This window comes from Proteiniphilum acetatigenes DSM 18083 (genome assembly GCF_000380985.1).
Taxonomy (GTDB): domain Bacteria; phylum Bacteroidota; class Bacteroidia; order Bacteroidales; family Dysgonomonadaceae; genus Proteiniphilum; species Proteiniphilum acetatigenes.
In genome coordinates this window covers 21,450-41,641 of sequence record NZ_KB905708.1, presented here as the reverse complement: position 1 = coordinate 41,641, position 20,192 = coordinate 21,450, and the positions used below count along the sequence as shown (strand labels likewise).

Here is a 20,192-nt window from a genome sequence, read left to right as displayed (position 1 = left end):
TCAATCAGGATATCCGACCGATTGCGTCAATAAAACCTGTTGATTGGAATTCAACTTGAGCAGTTCGCTTAATTTGTCCTTATCAAACGAGCCGCGGACAACGGCCCCTAACCCCTCGGATGCGCAATACAAATAAACGTTTTGCGCTACAAATCCACAGTTGGTATAGGCATATTCCCTGCTTGATGCTTTTTCCATATCGGAAACAAAGATCAGATTGAGTGCTGCCCGGGCGACAAAATCCTGAGTGCCTGCCTGGGCACGCTGATCGCCTTTTTTCACCTCTTTCAGGAGATGGTTACGGGCATCATAAAAATAGACTCCATTCTTTGTTGTTACGTACAACTCCAGTTCCTGACGGTTATTTGCTGTCGGTGCCGTTCGTTTGTCGTCACGGTTGAACCCGTTGGCGGCCCATAACAGATCAGACAGTTGCTGAGAGGTCAACTCCTTATCCTGATAAGACCGGATAGATTTTCTCTCGTTCAACGCCTGCATCAGGGGTTTTCCTCCTGTCTTGTTGGGTGCAGGCAAATTGATATCCTGGGCTGATATCGAACAGCACATGATAAAAATTAATGATAAAATACTAAATCGGGTCATAATGTACATCTTTTTTAATTCAAAATCTTGTTATTCGACTTATATAATACAATATTGTGACTATGACATCCTGTGACTAACCATCGTACGGTTCCTTTGTTATAAAAATGTGGGCACCAGTCGTGTCACCCAAAACTCACACCATAAAGTGTTGTCACTTCTCCATATTGGTAATTATACACATAAAGCGCCTGCTCCGAGAATGCCGATATTGTGGAGATCGGAAGTCAGGATCTGAATTTTAGCTACCGACTTAGGATAAGGGAAATCTTTGAGATTCTCATACATTGAGTCTTTAAAGAGGTCAAATGATTTAGATATGGAACCTCCGAAAATAATGGCCTGTGGGTCAAGGATCAAGAGTATCACCTTCACCAGCATAGAGATATGTTTTCCGTATTGGCTATATATTGCGATTGAGTCTCTGTCGCCTTCGCGTGCTTTTAATGCAATTTCGTATCCTGAACGGCCTGCCGTCCGGGTAAAAAAACGACTTCCGCAATATTCTTCAAGGATCGAATCAAGGTAGGGTATTTCTCCAAACTCTCCGGAACCGCAGTTGGAATCGAATAACAGATGATTATCCTGAATGATGCCACCCCCTACACCTGTCCCTAACGTAATACCCACAAAATTTTGAAATTCCTTGCCTTTACCATAGATTTTCTCTCCATAGGCAAAACAGTTGGCATCATTGTCAATATGAACCGGCAATTCAAATTCTGCCTCAAGCAGTGATTTCAGATGTACTTCATCCCAATTTTTTATATTCTGTACATTATAAACGATTCCCTTCTCTCTGTCCACCACACTCGGCACACCTATTCCAATCGCCCTGGTATCGGTAGTCTTTAGCTGCCGGATGAGTTCTTTCAGGATATTCAACGTTTTATCGCCTCCCTCCTGAGCGCAAGTGTCCACGGTAATCTGTTCAACTATAATATCACCTTCAATCCGGCCTCCTACAATGGAAGTACCTCCAATATCAATACCAAGAATGTTTTCCATATATTTGCTATATTTTAATTTTATATACAAATATAACAAAAGCCGGGAGAAAAATCAAGCACACTTGAACTATTTCGTGTATTTAGTCGTCCATTAATAATGAGACTGGATCGGAAAGGTAGTCCATCACCCTCTTGACAAAGCGTGTGGTTTCCCCACCGTCTACAATGCGGTGGTCGACCGTAAGCGATACCGGCATGATATTGCCTATGACAATTTCATCATCTTTCACGATAGGCGTTTTCAGGATACGCCCGATACCCAGGATACCGGCTTGCGGGTAATTGATTACCGGGGTAGCAAAGATACCGCCGATGGAACCGAAACTGGTAATAGTGAAAGAGCCCTCTTTCATATCCTCCAGTGCCAGTTTTCTCTCCCGCGCCTTTTGGGCCAGCTCTCCTATCTTTTTCGCTATCTCGAAAATAGATAAACGATCAGCATCCCGGATTACGGGTGCCACCAATCCGTCGGGTGCATCCACTGCAATCGCGATATGATAGCGGTTGCGGAAGATCATCCGGTTATTTTCGGTATCGATTTGGGAATTGAGCTGGGGATGTTGTTTCAATGCCTGCGCTACAGCCTTCACGACAAAGGAAAGATAGGTTAGTTTTACATCTTTGCCGGCAAATTTTGGCTTGTATTTCGTGACTACCTCCTTCAATACGGATATCTCCACTTCTTCAAAAACCGACATATGTGCCGCGTTATGTTTGGAGTGAAGCATATTCTTTGCAATGGTCTTCCTTATTTGAGTAAGCGGCTTGTAAGTTACATCCTCTATCCCGGCTGTAAAAGTATCTGTTCTGTCACCTGTCTCTGCTGATGGTGATTTGAAATTCAGGATATCCTCTTTCTTCACCCTTCCCGAAGGGCCACTGCCGGGTACATTATTGATATCGATACCCATCTCTTTTGCCATGGCGCGTGCAACCGGTGTTGCAAGCACTTTCCGTACCCCCGCGCCCGATCTCCCCGTTTCGGAAGATCCTTCATCGCTTGCAGCCAATAAAGAGCCTTCACCGGCCAATTCCATAGTGCCTACCACCGCTGCGCCATCTTCCGATTCCGAAATGGCCTGGACAGGCACTCCTGCTTCCACGACTGCCTGTTTTTCTGTAACAGCACTTTCCTGAACCTTTTCCTTATTTCCCGCACTTTCTCCTGTGCTCTCTATTTCAATCTCTACTAACGGGGAACCGACCTGGATTATATCTCCCACATTACCATAACGTGCGGCAATAGTTCCGCTTCTCGGCGAAGGGATATCAGCTACCACCTTGTCTGTCTCCATCTGCACGAGAGAATCGCCTACTTTCACACTATCACCTTCAGATACAAACCATTCCAATATGGTTCCTTCTTCCAGTCCTTCGCCTAAATCGGGGAAATTAAATACAAACCTCATACGATTAAAAATTTAAAATTCAAGATTCAAGATTTAAAATTCAAGATTTGACTTCGTCGATTTTCAATTCTAAATTTCTTGACTTCTTGATTTTTTTTAGAATTTAACGCTTTTCTCGATTTCATAAAAAATACGGTCAGGTGAAATAATATAATATTTTTCTCCCTGAGCCAAGGGTACAATGGTATCGAATCCCATTACTCTTCTCGGAGGCGCTTCCAGATAGAGGAAAGCTTCTTCGTTGGCTACGGCGATTAATTCCGACCCCACACTGAAAGACTCGTGCGCTTCGGCCACCACGATCATCCGTCCCGTTTTACGTACGGAATTGCGGATGGTCTCCCGGTCGATAGGATAAATGGACCTCAGATCGATCAGCTCGACCGAAATGCCGGCTTCGCGTGCCATCGCAATTGCTTTCTGACATTCACGGATCATGGCGCCAAAAGCCACCACTGTGATATCCGTTCCTTCCTGCACTACTCTGGCCTTGCCGAGAGGAAGGGCAAATTTCTCTTCCGACACCTCCTGTTTGATGGCACGGTAAACCCGTTTCGGTTCCATAAAGATAACGGGGTCATTGCTCTCAATAGCCGAGATCATCAATCCTTTCGCATCATGCGGAGTGGATGGGATCACCACTTTGAGTCCCGGTATATGCGCAAAGAGGGCCTCGGGGCTGTCGGAGTGATGTTCCAGTGCATTCACACCGCCCCCGTAGGGAAAACGGATCACCAAAGGAACTGCATATTTTCCGCGGGAACGGTTCTGCATACGGGATACGTTAGACAGTATCTGGTTAAACGCAGGAAAGGTAAAACCTTCGAATTGCAGTTCCACAATCGGTCTGAGTCCCGACACAGCCATACCTAATGCTGTACCTACAATACCCGACTCCGCCAGCGGGGAATCGAACACCCGATCGGCGCCGTATTTCTGCTGCAACCCTTCGGTCACACGAAAGACGCCACCTTCCACACCTACGTCTTCACCGTAGATGACAATACTCTTATCTTCATTCAGTTTTATATCGAGCGCATTGTTTATCGCTTTCACCATTGTCATTACGCTCATCTTCTGTTCTCCTTCCAGCTTAAGAATTGTTCGTACTCCATCTTTTGTCTCTTTAATTCGTCCGGCATATCGGTGTACATATGTCCGAATATATCCTCCCATGGATAGGATTTATTATTCTCCGCTTCCACAAACTGGGCATCAATCTCCGACTTATACGCTGAGATGAGTTTTTCTTCATCGATATTCCATATCCCTTTACTCTGCATATAACGCTGCAGACGGATCAGCGGATCGGTCAGTCCCCACCTCGTTTCCTCATCCTTCCCCCGGTATTTTGAGGGATCATCGGAGGTGGTATGTGCACCGCGACGGTAAGTGAATGCTTCGATCAGCACGGCGCCTTTCCCCGCACGGGCATACTCGGAAGCCGTTTTATAGGCGAGGTACATGGCAAAAAAGTCGTTTCCGTCCACCTTTATTCCCGGAATACCAAAAGCGACCGACTTCACGGCCAGGTTGATCGAATTGGTCTGTAACTTCACCGGAACGGAGATAGCATACTGATTGTTCTGTATGGTGAAAACCACCGGAACCTGCCATACTCCCGCAAAATTCAATCCTTCACTGAAATCACCTTCTGAAGTACCCCCATCACCGATAAAAGTATACACCACCTCATCTTTTTTCTGATATTTGACAGAATAGCCAATACCGGTGGCATGGTGAAACTGTGTCCCGATAGAGATGGCTATAGGCAACACATGGCGGACATTCTTGAAACTGCCGCCATGTTCATTCCCGAGGTAAAACAGGAACATCTCTTTCATGGTAACCCCTTTTGCCAACAGGGTGCCCATTTCACGAAACGCGGGTACCAGCCAGTCCTCCTCACGGATATTCATTCCGGCAGCAATATGGATGGCCTCCTGCCCTATATTTGGGGTATAGGTATACATCCGTCCCTGACGTTGATAGGAAACAGCCATCTCATCGGCTATCCGCTCATATAACATCTGTTTATATGCCTCTATGACCGTTTCGTCATCCAACACGGGCATCAACTTTTTATTCACCACATTGCCCTCATTGTCGATGACTTGCAACATTTTATCTTCTATTGGGTTGAAGTCACGAAAAATCGCAGGTAAATCATTTTGGATCATTTATCTGTCTGTTTTGAACGTTTTTGTTAAGCTAAATAAGTATAGATCGAACTTGTCCGGGCTATACCATAGCGAGAATTATTTCGATAAGCGAATACATAGTCAAAACAAGTTTTGCCTTTGTTGAGCTCAGAAATAATGCTGTTTAAATAAAATTGAAAACGACTGATGAAATCGAACATATTTAAATAACACTTCGCTGTGAATTTTAAATAACCCTATGCTGTGAATATAACAGTCCGATCAATAAATAGTTCTTAAAAGAGGCGCAAACGGGTCTAAAAAATACTTACAAACGGATAAAAAGACAGGTAGGTGACTCAAACAAACCTTGACTGCGGTTATCACTTCCGATATTATTTTAGCGGCAGTTGCCCTGTTCATAAAACAGTTATGATTCCGTGTAGCGGTTTCATTTTAATATTATTAATTTTGCACCCTCATTCCCGATTCTTATTCAACAGGTAAAAAACGGAATGCGACTGAAAGAATAACAAAATAGTCCAATGGATCCATCAACTAAAACGGAAGAAGAACCACAGCAAAAAAACAGAGTACAGTCAAAAGTGATCGATCAAAAAACGATTTATACAATCTTATTCACGATCAGCTTTGCCCACTTACTCAATGATATGATGCAGTCGGTCATTCCTGCCGTATATCCCATTATTAAAGAGAAATTTAATTTTTCATTCACACAGATAGGCATAATAACCCTTACATTTCAATTTGCTTCCTCAGTATTACAACCCTTTATCGGTTTTTATACGGACAAGCATCCAAAGCCATTCTCCCTTTCCATCGGAATGAGTTTTACATTGACAGGACTTATCGTCTTGTCGGTCGCCTCGGATTTTTACGCTTTTCTTCTGGCAGTTACTCTTGTAGGTATAGGTTCTTCGGTATTTCATCCGGAATCTTCGAAAGTGGCACAATTAGCGTCAGGCGGAAGGAAAGGGCTTGCACAATCAATTTTTCAGGTAGGAGGAAATTTCGGAAGTGCTATGGGGCCGCTTTTAGCGGCATTGATTGTCATACCTTTCGGACAACCTGCTATTATATGGTTTACCCTGGCGGCTCTACTGGCTATCCTTATTCTCTTCAGGGTTGGGAGATGGTATCAGGCACACTTGCATATAAAACTGACAGCTCATGGCAGGATACAGGCAGAAAAAGCCAATACATTGCCGCGAAAGAAGGTAATTGGTTCATTAATCATACTGCTTTTCCTCATTTTTTCCAAGTACTTTTATATGGCAAGTATGACGAGTTATTTCACATTTTTCCTGATTGAAAAATTTAATGTTTCCGTTCAGCACTCGCAGTTATACTTATTTACCTTCCTTGCTGCGGTGGCTGCCGGAACAATTGCGGGGGGACCTTTAGGAGACCGATTCGGCAGAAAATATATTATCTGGTTTTCCATACTCGGAGCCGCTCCCTTTGCCCTTTTTATGCCTCATGTCGGTCTTTGGGCTACCGTCGTCCTGGCCGTGTTTGTAGGCTTAATCCTTTCCTCTGCATTTTCTGCCATACTGGTATATGCGACCGATCTTGTTCCGGGAAAGGTGGGTATGATTGCCGGCCTGTTTTTTGGCTTTGCCTTCGGCATAGCAGGTATTGCCTCGGCTTTCTTTGGCTGGCTTGCAGATAAAACAAGCATTGAATTTGTGTTCAATATTTGTGCTTATTTACCCTTAATCGGAATAATAACGGCTTTTCTTCCAAATATTGAAACCAGGAGAAAGAAAGAGATATAAATTCTGAGATATCTTATTTTCGTAATTCACATTGCAAATTCAGCAGTTTTGATATCCTTTATCGTTCACTTATTGATCTCACGATATGATTAGACACCAGACTGTCATACAAGGCATTATAATATGAGTTACTTATGGGCAACGATAAATTTTCTCCAATAATGACTTTTTTATATTCTATGGCTCTTATTCGTGATATGGCCACTATATAGGAACGATGTATCCGTTTAAAAAAGTCGTCAGGCAGTGTTTTTTCTAAGTACTTCAAGCTATCCATAATCACAATAGATTTGGAGTTTTCAAGGTAAATTTTCACATAATCACCGATAGATTCAATGTAAAGAATTTCAGTATAGTTTATTTTAAGTAATTTACCTTTCGATTTTATGAAGATATAATCTTTTGACGATTCCGTTAATGGCATCTGTTCTTCAGTGCCTGTATCTATATCTTTCGAATTTTGATCCTTTAAGTAGTCCAGTATTTTTTGTGTAGATTTTAGAAATCTGGCAAAAGATACCGGTTTTAGTAAATAATCGATAGCATTGATGTCAAACCCATCAATCGCATATTTGGCATGAGCCGAGATTATAACCACCAGAGTATTTTTATTCCGGTCTAAACAAAGGGACTCAAGCAACTGAAGCCCGTTAATATCAGGCATTTCCACATCACAAAAAATCACATCCACTTTTTTACCCCTTAATCCTTCCAAAGCTTTTATCGGATCATAATATATTTCTGTTACTTCAAAATTCGGAGTCTTGTCTATATAGTATTTTAAAATATCAGAAGCCGGGGGTTCATCATCGATGATAACACAATTTATTTTCCTCATCATTATTTCTGTTTATAAGACGTATTAAAGATAATTAAATCGAGATAAAAAGAATCATTTGTTTCTTTTATGGACAGTTTATGCTTTTCGGGATAGATGAGGTTTAATTTTCTTTTTGTGTTTTTTATTCCAATATTCCTTCCTATATATTGAAAATCATTTTTTTTGTATTTCCTGTTTTTTGTGGTGAAGTGTATACTGTCATCCAATGCTTCAATATGAATGGATATGGTGGAAGGATAATGATTACTTATCCCATATTGAAAACTATTTTCGATAAAAGAAATAAATGTAAGAGGGGCAATCTTATGATTCCCAACATTGCCTTTGATTTCAAATTCAATATTTAAAGTATCCGTAAATCTCAAAATCTGCAAGTCGATATAATTATTTATATAATCAATCTCTTCCTGTAAGGGTACAAAGTTTGTTTCTATTTTATCGAAAATATAACGGATAACCTGGGAATATAATAATATTGCGTCAGAGGCTTTCTCACTCCCTTTAAGAATGAACGAATAGATTGTATTGAGTGTATTGAGAATGAAATGAGGATTTATCTGGGCTTTCAGATAAGCAAGTTCAATGATGGATTTTTCAGCCTCTATTTCTTTGTTTTTTTTATTTAATGACATCCATTCGTATATGAGCCTGTAGCATAGGCTAAGTGCCCAAAACAAGAGAAACTGCGTCAAAGGCAATATAATCCGTCTGATAGGGATCATCCTTCTCCTTTCCGGCATAAAGTGATGTGCTTCTAAAGGAGGGGGACCTTTTGGAGGAATATTGTGCCCATGAAAAGAATCCAATTGAAAAAACAGGGAAAAAATATAATGATGAAAATAGATGTACAACAAAAGAATGACTCCCACAATAAGAATGTAAAGCAAGTATTTTTTATTGGGAATTAATTTAACAAATAAATAATCGGCATTCAGGTAAAAAAAGCAAACCAAAGACAAATAGGTAATTATAAACGGAAGGTTTCTTGCCAAAGAAAATGTATTGTCCGGGTGCAGGGACATTAGAGTTATTGTAGCCAGAATAATCGTCCACAAAAGAACGTGCAATAATATTCTTATTAATTTCCTATACATATCAACAGTCCGTTTAAAAGTCAAATACACTATAGCGAAATAATACTAATCGAATTTTCTTAGCCTGAACCATTGGTCGATGACGGAACAATTGAATGTCAGCATGAAATAAGATTCTTTTATATAATTCGAGGGTGCCGATAAAGCATTGCCGTATTCCAGTGTAATATTCAATAAGTTCCAACTGACCGGAAAACTGTATCCTGCTGAAACAGAATAGTTATAAGCATCCCTACCCCCTAACTGTATATAAGATTTAGAGAAAGATGTTCCGACTTGTATTTGTCCCCGATTCCTGATTCCCTGATTCCCGATCCTGTAATATCTGTTCCCATTCGGCGTATACCCTATTCCGGTATTGATCCTGTATGAATCAACAATTTTGGCGCTACTCACGCCGGATTCAATTCCTTTCCACTTTTGATACCGGAAGTCCATGCCCCAGATAACTTTTTTACTGTCATGGGAGAATCCTACTCCAAAAGTTTCAGGAATAAATTGTTCCCTGGACCTGTCATCTTGTTCCTGAATCAGATTGTATGCGTTATCATATATGCTTGTCTTGTTATTCATCGTTATATTTTGTTTATAACCATAGGTCGCCCCCAATGTCAGGCCCTGTTTATGATACTGCATCCCGAATGTATTATAAAATTGGAAGACCCGGGACTCCTTTTCAAAAAGATACTCTGATTGATTTTCTGTTTGTTTCAATGTACCACTGATATATTTTGTATTAATACCTACGGAAAAGTGGTCTGTCACTTTAAACCCATTCGACAGATATAATTCGTATAATCCTCCGCTTCCCTCAAGATATACGGCTTTAGTATCAGTCGACCCCTCGATAGGTTCCTCGCTATATATCCGATAACCTGTATCACTGAAAGGCTTTGTTCCTAAAGAGATTCCCCATCCGGGCATAAGCCTGAACCCTAAGGATATTTTTTTCAGATTCCCGTTGATGGTATTATCTGTTTTTCCCCTCTCTGTAAAAAAGGAATACTTTCCTGCTGCCGATATGTCAAATATAAATTTTAAACTATCCAGGCCGCTGATCCCCGCAGGATTGATCACATTCAGATAATCAAACTCTCTGACTCCTATTCCAATATCAGACATGCCGGCAGTCCTTCCGTAGTCCTTATTTTCTATTTCACCCAACCCCAGCATAGAGTAAGGAGAGTGAGTGGCCTGGCCCTGCATATTCAAAATAAAACATATCGGACATAGAATTGCCAGAAGAAACCGTTTTTCAATCATTATCATAAACTATAACGTATATAATTAATTTAACCCTGTTTTCCTCAGTCGAAAAGGATGAATCGCCCAATACCAGGCTTTTTAAAGTATTGTTCTTCTCGGTATCGTCCAGAAATAATTGTAAGGATGATTTATACATTCCTACCAAGCCTAACTCATATTGCAGATAACTTGTCACATCAAAGGCATAGTAGGTGTTTCTGCCATAGATCTTATCCTCGACCAGGGTTCCGGACTGTACCGTTACTGTACTCGGATCTACATATATATCTATTGCCTTCCCGTTTTCATTCAGATAATTCAATGAAAGATTGGCAGGCAGGGGAGTAAAATCGTTATATGTTCCTGATACGGGGTAAACATAGAGGATGGCTGAAGAAATAATGACCTGCTCTCCCAGTTTTAGTATTTCATTCAGATCCGGAAAGCTCATTTTTGTATATAACCCCGTTAATCCCTGTAAATGGACTTTATTATCCGTCTCCGCAGACGGTAGTGGGTTGTCATAGCCCAACGAATGCAATAAGGTGTTGTTTCTGTCTGCCTCTATCTGGGAAAATGCAGTACTTGTATTCACGGTCATATCTATCTTGTTTTCTTCGGTAGTAACCGCGCCTATTGTCGTATAATGAAGCCTGATGACCGGATATTCTTCATCGAGCACAAAACTGTTGACGGCGGCATTATCGTCGGTTCCCGGAGAAATTTTGATCCCTTTGAAATACATCCGGAAGTTTGCATACGTATCCAGCAGATCAGATTGGGCATGCATCAGGTCAACCAACGCTAATCCGAATTCATCGGGCAACCTTACTTCTAAAGTACTGTCATTTTCCCAATGTTCTTCCGGCCTGTGGAATTGACAGGTTACCCACGGCTCTGTTTCGGCAGGAACAGATGAGGTGGTGTATAATTGGCTTTTATCATCTAATTCAATAATTTGTCTTAGCCTGTATATGTTCAATGTCTGGATCCGGGTTGTATCCCCATAACTAAAGTCGTCATATTTCAGGATCAGTGAAATGGAATCAAATTGAACCGTGACAGTGGCATCGGAACCAAATTCCGAGCTGCTGTAGCTGGGCGGGTTAAAGTCGAAATAAGAATGGGCGGTAATAACCCCGAAGTCAGCAGATGTATATTTACCTTCAAAGATCCTGGATAATCCTGTTGTGACGGATGAATCACCCAGATGAGTTTCCAATGCCACAGTGCAGTCTTCTATAAGCATACTTCTTCCTTTTACCGAAACTAAATTATTTCCTACAGAAAAATCATCACTCACACATGATCCGAAAAAGAGGACACATAATAAAATACAAGGTAAAAACTTCATATGATTGTTTTTTATATGAGTATGGCTTCATTTCATAAATATGTTTTAATTGACTCCACAAAGAAAGATGAAGAAAATACAATTGGAAAATATTATCGACAAACTGAATTATTACATCTTTGAATTGTTCATTATATTCCATAAATAGCAATTTGTCAGGAAAAATCGCCAGGCAATCATTGACCGGTGATTTTTAGCTATTCACCGTAATTCAAACGGTATCCATCGATATTTTTTTTCCGGGAAAGAGGACTTGTTTACTTTTGCAGGTACTTGATTAAAATAGTAACGTATTAAAAAATCCATATTGTTATGAATGATCGATTCAAATTATTAATCGTCCTTTCTTTTGGTTTATGCAGTCTTTTCGGTTTTCTCTCTTGTTCTGATGAGGATAGTGACCTGGTGGGTAACTGGATCAAACGGTCGGATTTCGGGGGGCCGATACGGGCATTTGCTTCCAGTTTTGTAATAGGCAGAAAAGCATATGTAGTGGGAGGCTATACCACCAAGAAGCGAAGATTAAATGATATCTGGGAGTATAATATTGATCAGGGTTATTGGACGCAAAAAGCCGATTTTCCGGGCACGGCCAGAAATGCCGCGTTTGCTTTCGCCTCTGAAGACAAAGGTTATTATGGAACCGGAACGGATGCGACAAATAATTATGGCGATTTCTGGGAGTTTGATCCGGACAATAATCAATGGACGCAAAAAGCCGATTTTCCCGGTGGCGCCCGTTATGGCGTTACCGCATTTTATCTGAACGGAACCGGTTATGCAGGTACCGGTTTGGGGACCAATTATTATATGGATTTTTATAAATATGATCCCGCCACCGATACATGGGAAACCGGGGTAAGTATTCAAGGGTCAAAACGCGCGAATGCCACCAGTTTCATTATAGACAATAAAGCATATGTTGTCGGAGGTTTGAATAGCAGTGGTTATCCTACCGATTTCTGGATGTTCGATCCCGATACCCAGACATGGGAACAAAAAGCGCAGATAGGGGATAAGACCGATGATGATTTTGACGACGATTATACGACCATTACCCGTCTGAATACGGTTTCTTTTGTTATTAACGGATTGGGCTATTTAGCCACGGGTGAGACCGGCGGACTTAACAGCTATACCTGGGAATACAATCCGATTACCGACAGATGGACGGAAAGAACATCCTTTGAAGGAACGGCGCGAACCGGAGCTGTTGGTTTTTCGATTGACAACAGGGGGTTTGTTTTAACCGGCACAGGCTCTACATCATCCACCGATCTTTATTTTGATGATATGTGGGAATTTAAACCGAGGGACGAGTATAATGAATATGACTAAAAGAATTTTAGTCCTCATGTTATTATTCGTAATCAGCATTATCCTGTTGATATATTTTTTATTCACACTTTCAGGTGAAAATAAAAATGCGGATATGTATAGTGTAAGGACATTTAAATCAGGCAATGGTTGGGGATATCAGATAAACAAAAAAGAGAAAGTGATCATAGTACAACCCTACATGCCATGCATCAAATGGAATCAACCCTTCCCTGATGAAAAATCAGCGCAGGAAATCGGGGAACTCGTTTTATCAAAAATAAAAAACAATGAAGACCCTTCAATTACGATGGAAGAACTTAATGAGAAAATCAGTATATATTATAATTGAAAAATTACAACGCACTCCGAAAGCACATACATCCCCATGCCGGCTACGATTATGATCACCAGGATTACGGAAAAATTGCCCAGTATGCCCGATCTTGCGTTTTTCTCGGGTTGAGCTGGTATCGGCTCGTTGTCAGATCCCCTTCAGGTAGAGGAACCCATAGCGATACGGGTTGCTTTTCCTTTTTCGATATTTTACCCGATTCGAAACGGTTCAACAATTCATGGACAAACAGAAACCATGCAATTCTACTTCTTTCGCCCTTCCCTATCCGGCACATACTCTTTTCTATTATTGTTGAAATTAAACATAATCGATAATTGAAACAAAAAATAGTATAGTGATTTCTCTATACAGATAATCGAATTATCCGGGTTATTTTTTACCTGAAAAGCATTAAGATTTTTTAAGATTTAACCACCTTAAATAGAATCTATTATCGCGGGATTATCATTTGTTTTCCATGATCTTTTTTGTAGCAAATACTTAATATTATCGCGATTAAATCGTAACACTTTTTCTTTAGATTTGTCAAAAATATGTATATATGAAGATCACCGATGCTACCCTTTTAAGGCAAATGGAGACTGATCGCAAAGTTTACTTTTTCAATATTCTTTATGATCCGCACCCGTTATAAAAATGTATTGGCAATGTTAAAGGAGCGCCTGGTGGGCGTTTATAGCTATTCAGGTTAGGCTATCCATTTATTGCTTTGAATATTATTGATGAAAGACAAATTAGTCGGTCAGGAAGATATACAGGTTTTACATCACCGGTTTTTGAGGGGAAATATGGAAAGACCCCTATCTGTATGGTTGTAAAACTGTCGGAGCTACATAACGCAAATGATATTTATGACCGGTCAACCCATTTGACCGGTCATACGGTTTGGCTCAATAACCAATCCGTGTTTAAACAAAAAGAACATGCTGTTAAAGTCAATTCAAAAAAGTCAACCGAGAGTAATTGGGAAAAAGCAAAAAATAAAAGTGGCATTTTTCTCGGATATTTTAATCCGGGATTTCGATGGAGCAAACAAGACCATGTTCCAGTTGATAGACAGGATTCCCGAATCACAATACAATTATCTGTTTTTTTGCGGAATGTATTCAAAAAACAAGATGAAACATACAATCCGGGAGATCCCGACAATGAACATTCCTAATAATCACACCTATAAAGTAGCTCTTCCACACTTGTGTAAAGCCGAATTAGTCACCGCTTTATCCATGTTTCAGCCAGATGTCATTCATATTGCAACCCCTTCGTCGCTGGGCTTCTTTGCACTTAATTATGCAAAAAAACACGGGATACCCGTATTATCCATATATCATACACACTTTATTTCATATATAAAGTATTACCTGAAAAATCTGCCATTTCTTATTAATTTCACCAAGGCAATAATTGCCAGAACCTACCGTAATTTTTATAACAAATGCGACGTGACTTATGTCCCTACGCTTCAGATTGCCGAAGAATTGAAAGAGCATGGCGTATCGCCACGAAATTTTAAATTATGGCAACGGGGGATTAATACCTCTCTGTTTTCGCCTGATAAAAGGGACCGGTCTTTTATAAAAAGATTGACAAATAACGATTATCCATCTATCCTGTTCGTTTCGAGGCTGGTCTGGGAAAAAAATCTTGAGACACTGTTTGCTGTTTACGACAGGGTTCAGGAACTTGGGCTAAAAGTCAATTTTCTGGTTGCCGGTGATGGTATTGCCGGAAACGAGGCCCGGACAAGAATGAAGAATGCATTTTTCTTTGGTTTTTTAGAACACGAAACTCTGGTCAAAGTCTATGCCTCTTCCGATATTTTTTTATTTACCTCCATATCCGAGTCATACGGAAATGTGGTGATCGAGGCAATGGCCAGCGGATGTGTGCCCGTAATAGCCAGGGGTGGAGGATCACAGGCATTGGTGGACGACGGGGTAACGGGTTTTTTGTGCAGACCTGATGAGCCGGATGATTATATAGAAAAAATAAAAAAATTGCTGGATGATAATTCCCTGAGAAAGAAAATGCAATCCGAAGGTCTACAATTTACATCGACTCTTAATTGGGAGAATTTAGCGGAAGAATATTTCAACGATATTGAGAATCTGGCTCATTATTCCGAAAGCCTAAAAAAAAGAGAATGTATTTAATCGGATTCGTTGCTGTTGTTTTGAAATTCTCCAGTGAATGTATATGTAAAATTAGAATAGATGCAGTTTATCAGGAATCTCTAAGGCACTCTAATTTAGAATAAGCTAATTTAATGGATAATTATTATTTAAGAAATCCCGAAGGAGCAGGTATTCTCCCCAGACCCGCTGATTAATAGAAGCCAGTCCACCAAGTTCGCCACGGGAACGTACCCGTGAGGCAAAAGTCCGGATCATCACTTCGACAGGTGCCTTTGCCAGGGATTCCCGTGCCTGGTCGACCTGCTGTCTGGCGATTTCTTTTTCTCCACCGCCGTCTCCCTCACCTTTTCCCTCACCGGTCAAATACAATTCCCTTAACTTCCATGCGGGTTCAATGCTCCGGCTTACATCATCCAGAAGCAACGTAAATTCATAAACCGATCTCAGCCAATCCAGATTAAGTTGTTTATATCTATCTTTTTCGTTTGACAGGCAATTGCCGATCTCGTGAATGAGTGACCTGCATAATTCGGATTGCTTCGGGTTAAGCCTGCCCCAGGATGGTGTATAAGCAAAATAGACGGCCGATGCAATCCCGTTCAGTATCCCTGTGGTGTCCATCGAGACCAGTAACGGAGTCAGATGATCTGCGGCGTACATTCCGTACTCCCGCAAGCAAAAATCTCTGTAGATATCTTCCACACTCCGGCTATCTGCAGGATGTATGGCAAAACGGGAGAATGTCTCAAAATTCAGTTTGATTTCTTCCGTTCTCCAATGGATGGCGACCACACCATGGAGGCCGTCTTCGGTCGCTTTTTTCACCTGTGCCTTCATGTTGGCAACCCTGGGTTGTAGGTGCCACAGCGAAGCGTCGCCTTCTAACCAGGGAATAGCCCATATCTTCCGGTTGGTAGCGATCTCTTTAAAGTAATCGGGATGAGCCTTGGCTCCCTGGCCGGGGTTGAGCATGGAAAAAATAATATCTTCAGGAAGCGTCTGGTCCAATCCTTTTAAAAGAAGTCCCATCTGGTACTCGGCACCCCACCCTCCAATGATCACTTTCGTCGAGGGCGCTTTCTTTTTGATATAATCATAGGCTTTTTGGATATAAGCCTGTGCCCAGACGCCAAGGAACGGGATTGAGCTGTCCTCCTGGTCTGACGATTGATAATATTTTCCGTTCTTCCTGTAAAATTCATTCATGAGTCTGTTTTTTAAGGCCACCTGCGGGTCTACCCCGAACATGCAATGTTCGTTCAGCCATAACCAGACGTAATCCAATCCCCTGTATGTCTCCAGGATATCATCTATCGTCGCATACAAAATCCCCACAGCATCCGGATCAAAAGGGTTATAAACGAGGCTGCCATTGCCCATCCAATACATATCACCACGTGTTCTGACCGAAGCATATTCCGGTGGCGCCACTCCGAATTCAAAACCCATGGCCATTTGCATTTCCCGTTCATGGGCCATCTTCAGCACTTTTTGCATCAAAGACTGGGCCTTTTCATATCGTTCCTCACCGGTTTTTGCCAATACCGCACAATCGGCCCCGAAGTATTCCACTCCTTCCGGCAGTTCAAAGAGGCTGTCTGTTCCGAAAGCAAAGTCCTTCACTTTCATCGGCAAATAGCCCCACCGGGCGGTACTGCCATCGTCAAAGCGCGCGTCGGGCAACACATTTTTATACCGGATCTTTATCATGGGCTCCACATAGTTGAAATAGCGTTCGCCGCCACCGGTATAGTTATGGAATCCTATAAAGTTGATCCCGTTCTTTTGGCACTCATCAAGGTATTCCCGGTAATCGTCTTCGTTCCAGGCGGTGGGACCCGAAAGAAAGTTATGCCACGGCAAAACTCCCCGGATCTCAAACGATTGGGCGGTAATGGATGTCGCTACACAGATAAAAATAAGAAAAAGGTACCGTTTCATACGATTAGTTTATATATCGACATTGAAGATGTGAATATTTTTTTGATTATCAAATAATTTAACCAAAAAAATTCTTGTGCTGGTTTTATTTCTTACCATTTCACTTTTTAGTATTTATTCTTTTATAAAAGACGGGGGTTATTCGATGAATGTACTAAACTCTGAGACTACTTCCATCCCGTCTACTGCCTTGACGGTAATCTTTTGTCCTTTACGGAGTTTTTCTGTCACCGGGAAAAAGTTAACAGGAGTTTCTATAAGGTGTTGACCATTGATCAGCACCTCATAGAAATCGGCCTGTATCATATCGGTCCACTTCAACACATCCATCCCTTTTTCAGATGAAATCCGGATTTGATTTGGGATACCGGTTGAAATTGTTTCTTTGGGAACTATTTTACCTTTCAGAGGGGTATCGCTAAATACAGAAACCATCTTCGGACCGTAAATGATGTTTATACTATCTTCTTTCTCCACTACGATCCGGTATTCCAGTGCCGGCGTCTTCATCTTTTCCACAGGGATAGTGGCCGACCGGCACCATCCGTTTCCGGTATCCATTATCTGCGACTCCCATTTCTTTTTGCCCGGTATCCTGTAGTGTAAAATGGCCTCTCCTCCACCTAAAACAATCGCATCGATACGGAAATCTTTCCCCTCGCTGACAGATCCATAAAAACGAGGTACAATAATCTTGTCTGCAAAACCGGTATCCGTTGGTTGATCGTTATCTCTTATACCTGTAATCTTCCGTGCTTTATCCAGCATCCCGGCCCAATCTATTGCCGCCTTCGTATTTATTGTTGCCAAAACACCGTATTCTCCTCTTGTCGTAATCCGTTTGGAATAGCTTTGCATGGCTTTGGCCAGTTCATCGCCGAAAAGTAATTCCACCGCTTGCGCGGCGAGGTCGAGCCGACGTTCCCCGGTTATCAACTTTGCCTCATTAAACAGTTCCTTTGCCCGGGCTCCTCTGGTCTCAGCCATTTGATAGTCCAGTACCCATTGGATACGGTCGCTTGTCCACTCCAGATATTCTTTCCCCTCTTTTGCTTTCGGTAACAAGTCATCGAGCCGCTGTTTTATTTCCTGTAATTTGATACGCTTATCCTCATTTCCCGGTCCCCAGGTAAAGCGGGCACATTCATTCTGTCCGCGACCTCCGACCCATCTGTATCCCATCTGATCCAGTTCTGTCATGATCCTCTCTACCTCTCCGGAGAGACCTGCATCCTCATATTTTTTCGCGAATTTCCGGAAATATTTTTGGGCTGTCAGAGTAGTATCCCAGGCAAAATCGACCAGATAACCATAATTCATTTCCACTTCCCGGGTTCTCCAATGAATGGCAAGAAAACCCTGGCCTCCACTTTGGAGCAAGTTCTCCGCTGTCTTTTCATAAAGATGGACATAAGGTTGGGGATGCCACTGGTCGCCATCATTTTCCAACCAGGGGACAGGCCATCTTTGCCTGTCGGGAGAGAGAATGGCATATGCTTCATCCACCTTTGGCTGGGGAGCAATATGATCGAGCGAGGAAAAGACGACATCTTTGGGAAGCAGTTTATCCAGTCCGTCATAATACTCGGCCGAAACCAGATATGTCTCACCGCCCCATCCCGAAATCACTAATTTGGGAGCCTGCTCATAACGCGACAGGATCCGGTGGCCCAGTTTGCCATACATCTCCAGACGGGCACCCTCGGTAGCCCTCGACAGTTTACCCTCTTCATCCCGCTTGAAAAAAGGATTGACCCCGTTCGCCTCGTCGACGATCCGCTTAAACACATCCCTGCGGTATTTTCCGTATTGAACGATCTTACTCTGCGGATCCCTTGTCTGGGCGAGGATATGGGTGTCATATTGTAACGGATGTCCCTGCGCCCCTTTCGTCTCCTCCTGCCACAGGACAACATAATCCAGGCAATCATAGAATTCCACGACGTTTTTAAGCTGTTTGATAAAACGATTCCGGTCTTCCCGGATGGTGGGATCACCGGTAGCGGAAAAACCGAAAGCAGTCCTTAGTCCCCGTGATTTTGCATAATAGAAAGCATCCCTTAAGATCTCTTTTTCCCGTTTTATCTGTTCATCCCTGCTTAAACCGGCGTTTGTACTTGCTGCCCCGAAGTATTCCGTGTCATATAATCCGTCAGTTCCATATAAAAATTCACCGGTACTCATCGGATTAGTCCCCCAGGTGCCCTCTTTGGAATTTTTCAATGGCTCGGACTGTTTCATGACACCCTCCTCTTCGTATCCTCCGAAAGGCTCGGTATCGTACGTATGGAAAGTAAGGGTGTTGGCGCCGCTACGGATCAGTTGATCGATAAACGCCCGGTGGTCGACAGGATCCCAGCTTGTCGGGCTGTTGAAAAAATTATACCATGGCAAAACACCCCGGGTCGAGAATGCAGGTTTTTTGATGATCAAACTATCCGGCAAACCGACAGAAAGGGAGGACGGCACATATTCGCTTCCCAGCCTGAACTCACAGCCCAGTTCCTTCAGAAGGCCATAGATGGCATTCACCTTTCCCAGAGGTGTTTCGGCGTATAATAAGATCGATTCTTTGCCGTTCTTTACGATCTTTTTGATGGCAAATCCCTCTTCTCCCAGTTCACCGACCGGTTCTTCCGGTGAAAGATATTGGCTGAATGTTTTCTTATCCATGATCACGATGGCCGGTTTATGCGATCTTTCCCACTTTGAAAGGGATTCGCTGGCAGGAATTTTTCCGGTTATCTGGCCGATATAGCGCTGAAGATCCGTGCAGGCATAGGATACAGGAGCATTATCCTGTTCTGCACAGACGATCCGGGAAAAAGGGCTGTCCGGTTGGCATCCCGAAAACATTATACATACTAACAGTAAGAGCAGAAAATCTGATTTATATCTTTTCATGATAGGTGTGAAAACTTTTTGATGGTGAAGATTTTTTATTG

Annotated in this window: 17 protein-coding genes; 5 read left to right on the top strand and 12 right to left on the bottom strand. The window is 42.0% G+C overall.

Going from position 1 to position 20,192, the window contains the following annotated elements; genetic code table 11:
* The 5 genes from F597_RS0117575 to pdhA all read right to left on the bottom strand — a co-directional run bounded on the left by F597_RS0117575 (position 1) and on the right by pdhA (position 5,202).
* Positions 1–567 (bottom strand): SagB/ThcOx family dehydrogenase, encoded by a 567-nt coding sequence (locus tag F597_RS0117575; RefSeq protein WP_245542048.1) that lies wholly within the window; start codon positions 565–567, stop codon positions 1–3.
* Between the two features lie 210 nt (positions 568–777).
* Positions 778–1,611, bottom strand: a complete 834-nt coding sequence (locus F597_RS0117570; protein WP_019541066.1) for an ROK family protein — start codon at positions 1,609–1,611, stop codon at positions 778–780.
* A gap of 82 nt (positions 1,612–1,693) precedes the next feature.
* Positions 1,694–3,022, bottom strand: coding sequence for a dihydrolipoamide acetyltransferase family protein (locus F597_RS0117565; protein WP_019541065.1), 1,329 nt, complete (start codon positions 3,020–3,022; stop codon positions 1,694–1,696).
* Positions 3,023–3,118: 96 nt separating this feature from the next.
* Positions 3,119–4,096 carry an alpha-ketoacid dehydrogenase subunit beta gene (locus F597_RS0117560; protein WP_019541064.1) on the bottom strand — a complete coding sequence of 326 codons (978 nt, stop codon included), beginning with the start codon at positions 4,094–4,096 and terminating at the stop codon, positions 3,119–3,121.
* Entirely contained in the window at positions 4,093–5,202 is a 1,110-nt protein-coding gene (gene pdhA / locus F597_RS0117555) for a pyruvate dehydrogenase (acetyl-transferring) E1 component subunit alpha (RefSeq protein ID WP_019541063.1), read from the bottom strand. The genes F597_RS0117560 and pdhA overlap by 4 nt, the downstream gene beginning before the upstream one ends.
* 506 nt (positions 5,203–5,708) lie before the next feature.
* On the opposite strand from pdhA, the gene F597_RS0117550 reads away from it, so the two are divergent.
* Complete coding sequence (locus F597_RS0117550) at positions 5,709–6,962, top strand: MFS transporter (protein WP_019541062.1); 1,254 nt, start codon at positions 5,709–5,711, stop codon at positions 6,960–6,962.
* Between the two features lie 58 nt (positions 6,963–7,020).
* Here the strand turns inward: F597_RS0117550 and F597_RS21170 are convergent, their stop codons facing one another.
* From F597_RS21170 to F597_RS0117530, 4 genes are all read right to left on the bottom strand, one after another.
* Positions 7,021–7,803, bottom strand: coding sequence for a LytR/AlgR family response regulator transcription factor (locus tag F597_RS21170; RefSeq protein WP_019541061.1), 783 nt, complete (start codon positions 7,801–7,803; stop codon positions 7,021–7,023).
* Positions 7,803–8,435 carry a sensor histidine kinase gene (locus F597_RS22480; RefSeq protein ID WP_157279227.1) on the bottom strand — a complete coding sequence of 211 codons (633 nt, stop codon included), beginning with the start codon at positions 8,433–8,435 and terminating at the stop codon, positions 7,803–7,805. The genes F597_RS21170 and F597_RS22480 overlap by 1 nt, the downstream gene beginning before the upstream one ends.
* A gap of 507 nt (positions 8,436–8,942) precedes the next feature.
* A complete protein-coding gene (gene bamG / locus F597_RS21810) occupies positions 8,943–10,166 on the bottom strand; it encodes a BamG family beta-barrel-assembly machinery protein (protein WP_019541059.1) in 1,224 nt (407 codons plus the stop codon).
* Entirely contained in the window at positions 10,153–11,496 is a 1,344-nt protein-coding gene (locus tag F597_RS0117530; RefSeq protein ID WP_019541058.1) for a DUF4270 family protein, read from the bottom strand. Before F597_RS0117530 ends, bamG begins: the two co-directional genes overlap by 14 nt.
* Before the next feature lie 312 nt (positions 11,497–11,808).
* Here F597_RS0117530 and F597_RS0117520 point away from each other — a divergent pair, with 312 nt between their 5' ends.
* Both F597_RS0117520 and F597_RS21160 read left to right on the top strand, forming a co-directional pair.
* Positions 11,809–12,834, top strand: a complete 1,026-nt coding sequence (locus F597_RS0117520; protein ID WP_019541056.1) for a Kelch repeat-containing protein — start codon at positions 11,809–11,811, stop codon at positions 12,832–12,834.
* The gene (locus F597_RS21160) at positions 12,827–13,165 is read left to right on the top strand and encodes a DUF4907 domain-containing protein (RefSeq protein WP_157279225.1); all 339 of its coding nucleotides are present in this window, start codon (positions 12,827–12,829) and stop codon (positions 13,163–13,165) included. Before F597_RS0117520 ends, F597_RS21160 begins: the two co-directional genes overlap by 8 nt.
* Positions 13,166–13,229: 64 nt before the next feature.
* Here F597_RS21160 and F597_RS0117510 read toward each other — a convergent pair whose 3' ends face one another.
* Positions 13,230–13,445 carry a hypothetical protein gene (locus F597_RS0117510; protein ID WP_019541054.1) on the bottom strand — a complete coding sequence of 72 codons (216 nt, stop codon included), beginning with the start codon at positions 13,443–13,445 and terminating at the stop codon, positions 13,230–13,232.
* Between the two features lie 435 nt (positions 13,446–13,880).
* On the opposite strand from F597_RS0117510, the gene F597_RS22925 reads away from it, so the two are divergent.
* Both F597_RS22925 and F597_RS0117500 read left to right on the top strand, forming a co-directional pair.
* A complete protein-coding gene (locus F597_RS22925) occupies positions 13,881–14,333 on the top strand; it encodes a hypothetical protein (RefSeq protein ID WP_245542051.1) in 453 nt (150 codons plus the stop codon).
* On the top strand, positions 14,221–15,324 hold the full coding sequence (locus F597_RS0117500) for a glycosyltransferase family 4 protein (protein WP_245542049.1): 1,104 nt from the start codon (positions 14,221–14,223) through the stop codon (positions 15,322–15,324). The genes F597_RS22925 and F597_RS0117500 overlap by 113 nt, the downstream gene beginning before the upstream one ends.
* Before the next feature lie 105 nt (positions 15,325–15,429).
* On the opposite strand, the gene F597_RS0117495 is transcribed toward F597_RS0117500, so the two are convergent.
* Both F597_RS0117495 and F597_RS0117490 read right to left on the bottom strand, forming a co-directional pair.
* Complete coding sequence (locus F597_RS0117495) at positions 15,430–17,247, bottom strand: alpha-amylase family protein (RefSeq protein WP_019541051.1); 1,818 nt, start codon at positions 17,245–17,247, stop codon at positions 15,430–15,432.
* Between the two features lie 138 nt (positions 17,248–17,385).
* Positions 17,386–20,151, bottom strand: a complete 2,766-nt coding sequence (locus tag F597_RS0117490; protein WP_019541050.1) for an alpha-glucuronidase family glycosyl hydrolase — start codon at positions 20,149–20,151, stop codon at positions 17,386–17,388.
* Positions 20,152–20,192: the final 41 nt, after the last annotated feature.